This is a genomic window from Alcanivorax sp. HI0007 (assembly GCF_001635525.1).
Taxonomy (GTDB): domain Bacteria; phylum Pseudomonadota; class Gammaproteobacteria; order Pseudomonadales; family Alcanivoracaceae; genus Alcanivorax.
Window position 1 is genome coordinate 1 of record NZ_LWEJ01000032.1, and the last position, 5,429, is coordinate 5,429.

Annotated in this window: 7 protein-coding genes; 3 read left to right on the forward strand and 4 right to left on the reverse strand. The window is 58.7% G+C overall.

The window, feature by feature from the left end:
• The 3 genes from A3714_RS02075 to A3714_RS02085 form a co-directional block, all read left to right on the forward strand.
• A partial coding sequence (locus A3714_RS02075; RefSeq protein WP_156493812.1) for an SDR family oxidoreductase occupies nt 1–457 on the forward strand: 457 nt, incomplete at its 5' end.
• Nucleotides 458–579: 122 nt separating this feature from the next.
• Nucleotides 580–1,158: a DUF4334 domain-containing protein gene (locus A3714_RS02080; RefSeq protein WP_063509382.1), complete on the forward strand. Its 579-nt coding sequence runs from the start codon at nt 580–582 to the stop codon at nt 1,156–1,158.
• 277 nt (nt 1,159–1,435) lie between these two features.
• Nucleotides 1,436–2,200 carry an NYN domain-containing protein gene (locus tag A3714_RS02085; RefSeq protein WP_082844752.1) on the forward strand — a complete coding sequence of 255 codons (765 nt, stop codon included), beginning with the start codon at nt 1,436–1,438 and terminating at the stop codon, nt 2,198–2,200.
• Between the two features lie 120 nt (nt 2,201–2,320).
• On the opposite strand, the gene A3714_RS02090 is transcribed toward A3714_RS02085, so the two are convergent.
• From A3714_RS02090 to A3714_RS02105, 4 genes are all read right to left on the reverse strand, one after another.
• On the reverse strand, nt 2,321–3,610 hold the full coding sequence (locus A3714_RS02090; protein WP_062816811.1) for a TRAP transporter large permease: 1,290 nt from the start codon (nt 3,608–3,610) through the stop codon (nt 2,321–2,323).
• The gene (locus A3714_RS02095; protein WP_231865993.1) at nt 3,607–4,053 is read right to left on the reverse strand and encodes a TRAP transporter small permease; all 447 of its coding nucleotides are present in this window, start codon (nt 4,051–4,053) and stop codon (nt 3,607–3,609) included. The genes A3714_RS02090 and A3714_RS02095 overlap by 4 nt, the downstream gene beginning before the upstream one ends.
• 59 nt (nt 4,054–4,112) lie before the next feature.
• On the reverse strand, nt 4,113–5,102 hold the full coding sequence (gene dctP, locus A3714_RS02100; RefSeq protein WP_063509354.1) for a TRAP transporter substrate-binding protein DctP: 990 nt from the start codon (nt 5,100–5,102) through the stop codon (nt 4,113–4,115).
• Nucleotides 5,103–5,110: 8 nt separating this feature from the next.
• Nucleotides 5,111–5,429, reverse strand: a 319-nt coding sequence (locus A3714_RS02105; RefSeq protein WP_231867813.1) for a TRAP transporter TatT component family protein, incomplete at its 5' end; no start/stop codon positions are given.

The window sequence follows — 5,429 nt, forward strand, 5'->3', positions numbered from 1 at the left end:
CGATATCGACCTTATTGGTACATTTAACGTGTTCAGGGCCAGCTTCGACTATCTCACCAAGCCCGGTGCCTCTCTGATAGCCATCACAGCAGGCCAGGCGGAACATGCCGTCCCCTTCCAGGCCCATGCTGCGGCGGCTAAAGCCGGGGTCAACATGCTGACGAAAACCCTTGCCGTCGAGTGGGGACCCGCTGGAGTGAGAGCGAATCTTATTGCGCCGGGAGGCATAGAAGGAACCGAAGGAGTGAAATACCTATCGAGCTCTCAAGATGGCCTTGACGAAGCGATCGGCCGGGTTCCTGCCAGACGACTTGGCACGGTAACGGAGATCGCCGATACGGCCGTTTTCCTCTGTAGTGAGGCCGCCAGTTACATTACCGGGCAGGTTATTTATGTGGATGGTGGTACGTTGACAGGAAATGGCGCTTACGATTGTTTGCGTCCATTAAAGCGCTAGGGAATCGCTGAATCCTCCGCGCCTTGCACGTTTTGAATGTTTATTCCGCTTATGCCGTGGAGTGGAATGGCAGTGATGACTTGAAACTGCGGTCCATCACTTTTCACCTTCAGGAGTTCATCATGAATGCATCACAGGCAGATCAGAACGACGTGAAAGTACGCAGTTTTGCAGCAGCAACGCAAGTCGACCGGGTGCCCCCTGAAGATGCGCTGGCCATTTTTGATGCGCTGGAACCTGTTGAGACGAACTTCATGATCGGCGCCTGGAAAGGCGAAGGTTTCGAGACCGGCCATACCATGGATGGAATGCTGGAACGTTGCCATTGGCACGGCAAACGTTTTGAAAGCCTGGAACATGTGCATCCACTGGTATTTCGCAAGGTGTCCGGGACATTGACCTCGGTGAGGCCGTTACTGGTTATGCCAGGCATGGGCCTGCTGGAAAAGATGCCATTCCTCAAGTCGCGCGTTGTCGGCAAATTGTTCCAGTGGACTCTGCCACTGCTGTCCGGCCGCAAGTCCGCCGCTCGCCTGCGCATGACGACCTACCGGGGCAAACCCTCCGCCACCATGATTTACGATAACCTGCCCATTAATGATGTTTTCCGGAAGGTAGACGACAACACGGTGCTCGGCATCATGGATCTGAAAGGCACCAAAGAACCCTTTTTCTTTGTACTGCGTCGCGACAATTCCTGAGACTTTCGGCCCATGCCATCCGGGCGACCGGGAATGTCTGCGGGAGGACTGCTCCGGAAGCGATGGCTGCTGCTTAACCGGTTCGCTTTGCGAGCAAAGCTCCAACGGGCAATGGCATAGCAGGGCGAGACTTTATCGAACGTGAGCCCCGAAGTGAATAACCTTGCTTGCTCCCACAAGGAGGGGCAAGCATAGCGCCTACAACGGTCCATCCGCGCCTGTCCCCTCCCCGCCGAATCCGTTATGTTGGGGGTATCCCTCGCAAAAGGAATGCATCATGGCAGGCAGCAACATGGGCACGGACTCTTCACCGGTCAGCAGCACCTCACTGGCAGTCCTTATCGACGCGGACAACACGCCACCGAAAATCGTCGACGGTCTGTTCGAAGAAATTGCCAAATTCGGCACGGCCAGCGTCAAGCGTATCTACGGCGACTGGACCAAGCCCAATCTGGGCGGCTGGAAAAACGTGCTGCTGAAGCACTCCGTGCAGCCGATCCAGCAGTTCGCCTATACCCAGGGCAAGAACGCCACGGACTGCAGCATGATTATCGATGCCATGGATCTGCTGTATACGAAACAATTGTCCGGGTTCTGCCTGGTATCCAGTGACAGCGATTTCACCCGTCTGGCAGCCAGATTGCGCGAGGAAGGGCAAACCGTTTATGGCTTCGGAGAACGCAAAACTCCCGGGCCCTTTGTGGCCGCCTGCGACAAGTTCATCTATACCGAAGTATTGCGTTCGGACCACGCTCCGCAGGACACCGCCGGCAAAGCCGAGGAGCCGACTCCCAGCGACCCGGTCAGCAAGGAACCGCCTCCGCTGCAACTGATTGCCAACGTGATTGACGATATTTCCGACGAAGACGATTGGGCCAACCTGGGCACCGTGGGCCAGCACCTGAGCAAGCGCAAGCCGGATTTCGACACCCGCCTGTTCGGCCACAAGAAACTCAGCGACATGATCCGCGCCTACCCCAAGTGGTTCCAGATACAGAAAGGACAAGGCAAGAGCATTCAGGTCAAGACGCTACGGAAGTGATGCCTGCCCCCTTCACGGAGACTCCCACGCTGGCTACACCTACCGTAGGGTGCACTCTTTGGTTAACGGAAAGCCGCTTCGCGCCTCAAGAGGCGCTCCTACAGCGGCTTCGTCGATAGGTTAGCGCACCAGCCAAAGACTGAGCTGCGGAATATAGGTAATCATCAACAAGGCAATGATCAACACCACCATGAAAGGCAACGTGGCCGCAAACAGCTCGGTGACTTTCTTCTTGAACCGGTAGCTGGCGATGAACAGGTTCATGCCCACCGGCGGGGTGATGTAGCCGATCTGCATGTTGGCCACAAAGATAATCCCCAGGTGCACCGGATCGATGCCGTAGCGCAACGCCACCGGCAGGATCAGGGGCACCATGATCACCAGCGCCGCAAAGATATCCAGCAACGCCCCCAGCAACAGCAGCAGGATGTTGAGCAGGATCAGGAAGGTGATCTTGCTCTCCACGTGGGTCTGGATCAGGGTGAACAGCTTCTCCGGTACCCCGGCATAAACCAGGTAATCGGTGAAGGCCAGGGCCACCGCAAGAATCAGCAGGATGCCCCCCACCATGATCATGGAATCACGCATGATGCCTGGCAGCCGGCGCAGGGAAATTTCCCGGTACAGGAACACTTCCGCCACCAGCACATACAGCGCCGTCACCGCCGCCGCCTCACTGATCACCAGAAAGCCGGAGAAGATCCCGCCCAGCACCACCAGCGGCAGCGGCAGCTCCCAACGGGCTTCCCAGAGCGCATCCACCAGTTCACGGAAATCGAAACTCTGACGTGGAACCTCGGTGCCACGCGTCGCCCACACACAATAGCCGTACATCAGCACAACCATCAGCAGCGCCGGCACCAGCCCGGCCAGGTAGAGATCGACGATTTCTACCGACGGCATATCCAGCTGCTGGGACATCTGCTGGGCAATAATGCCGTAGATCAGCAGCGGCACGGAGGGCACCAGCAGCAGGCCCAGGCTACCGGAAGACGTCACCAGACCCAGGCTGAATTTTTCCGGGTAATTGCCTTTCACCAGTGCCGGCAACAACAACGCCCCCAGCGCCACGATGGTGACCCCGGACCCGCCAGTGAGGGCGGTAAAGAAGGCACAGGCGATCAGCGACACAAAGGCCATGCCACCGGGCATCCAGCCGAAGGCGGCCTGGCTCAGACGCAGCATGCGGTCGGCGGTTTTCGATTCGCTGAGCAAAAAGCCGGCAAAGGTGAACAGCGGCAGCGCCATCAGCACCACGGAATTGCTGAGCTGATAGATATCGATATGCAGCACCGACATTTCGATGCCCAGGGTATAAAAGCCCAGGGCTGCGGCACCGAGAATAATCGCAAACAGGGGGGCGCCCATCAGCGCCAGCAGTACCAGCAGGAGAATGGCAACGGGGATCATGGCACCGGCTCCTGCATCTTCGGCCGCTTACCCAGCAACCCCAGCGCAAACAGCACCACGTAGCGCACGGCCATCACCGAGAACCCCACCGGGATAATGCTCTGTAGCAGCCAGCTCGGCACATTCGCAAAGGCCGCGCCGGCGTAGTCGTATTCCTCGATCACAAACCCCACGCTGTACCAGGCCACCAGCACACAGATAAAGGCGGTGAACAGATCCACGAAGGTGGTCAGGAAGGGGTGATATTTCTCCGGCAGCAGCGACGAGGCCACATCGATGCGGATGTGCTCATCATTGCGGGAAGCGATCATGGCACCGAGCAGGCCGATCCACAGCACCGCGTTCTGCAGCAGTGGCTCGATCCACACCAGACTGGTACCAAAGAAATTCCGCAGCACGATCTGCGCCACCGCCAGCAGCACCATAAACAAAAGGACGGCCACGATCAGGCCGTCCTCGATTTGGTGAAGGGTACGGTGGAGCCTGTGTAGCAAGGCTGCCATCACTGCCCTTCGCGCTGTTGGGCCAGAATGCCGTTAAGCCGGTCCAGCATATCCTGGGAAATCTCCCCTTCTTCCACCAGTTCAGCGGTGGCACGCTTGGCGTAGTCGCGCCATTCTGCCAGCTGCTCAGGGGACGGCTCGACCACTTCCAGGCCTTGCTGTTTGACGGCCTGGAAAGCGCTCAGGTTTTCCTGGCGGCTTTCCGCATCCAGCCTGGCGAAGGTGCTGTCCAGCACCCGGCGCACCACCTGCTGATCCTCGGCGCTGAGACGCTTGAAGAACTTTTCGTGGATACCCAGGGTGCCGAAGGTGTACAGCAGCGGCATGTCGGTCAGGTAATTCACCCGGGAATACCACTGCAGGGTCAGGGCTGCCACCGGCGGTGCTGCGAAGGCATTGACCGCCCCGGTCTGCAGGGAGGTCAGCACCGAGCCAATATTCAGCATGATCGGCGACAGCTCGAAGGCCTTGGCCGCCTTGGCGGAGCCTTCATCGTTGGCCGGCAACCACAGTTTCTGGTTACGCAGATCGGTAATGCTCTTCACCGGCTTCTCTGACATCACGTAGGCAAAGCCGCCATCGATCAGGCCGAAGCTGACCCAGCCGCCCTCTTCCAGGCCCTGCTTGATCACCGGGTCCAGCTCGGCACGCACCGCGTCCACTTCGTCGTAGTTGTTGAAGGCCAGCGGCACGTTGAGAATCTGGCTGTCCTTGTAGGCGGAGGCAAAGGCGCCGCCCTGGGCCACCTGGCCGTGGAGCTGACCGATGCGAATCTTGCGCTGTACCGCGCGGTCATCGCCCATGACGCCACCGGGATACACTTTCAGCTTCACACGCCCTTCGGTCTTCTCGGCGATTTCCTTACCCGCCTCTTTCAGGCCGGTGACGATGGTGGTGCCGTCCGGGTACAGGGTGGAAATTTTCAAGGTGTTGGCGGCCGAAGCCCAGACCGGCAACAACGCGACCAGAATCGTGGCAAGACGCAGCATAAGTACTCCTAGAAATAATCGTCAGCGTCGGCGAGCAGGGCTTCGGCCTGCTCCTGCGCATAGGTATTCTGCAGGGTCAGACCATGCACCTGCGGATCAGCGGCGAGGACATCCTCGAGCAGGCTATCATGCAGCTCACGGTCAAACACCAAACGGGCATACTTTTCGGCATAAAGCACCGGAGCCAGCAGGTTCTGACCCTCTGACAGGGTCATGGCCTGCTCAAAATGGGCCCTGGCCTGGTCCGGCTTGCCTCCCAGGGACGCGGGCAGGATGCTGCTCAGTACCCCCAGGTACATGTGCGCCTGGCCATACTGGTAACCCTCA

Excerpts from the sequence above, each read along its gene's own strand:
- A3714_RS02080 (WP_063509382.1), top strand. The coding sequence starts at position 580 with ATGAATGCATCACAGGCAGATCAGAACGACGTGAAAGTACGCAGTTTT.
- A3714_RS02085 (WP_082844752.1), top strand. The coding sequence starts at position 1,436 with ATGGCAGGCAGCAACATGGGCACGGACTCTTCACCGGTCAGCAGCACC.
- A3714_RS02090 (WP_062816811.1), bottom strand. The coding sequence starts at position 3,610 with ATGATCCCCGTTGCCATTCTCCTGCTGGTACTGCTGGCGCTGATGGGC.
- dctP (WP_063509354.1), bottom strand. The coding sequence starts at position 5,102 with ATGCTGCGTCTTGCCACGATTCTGGTCGCGTTGTTGCCGGTCTGGGCT.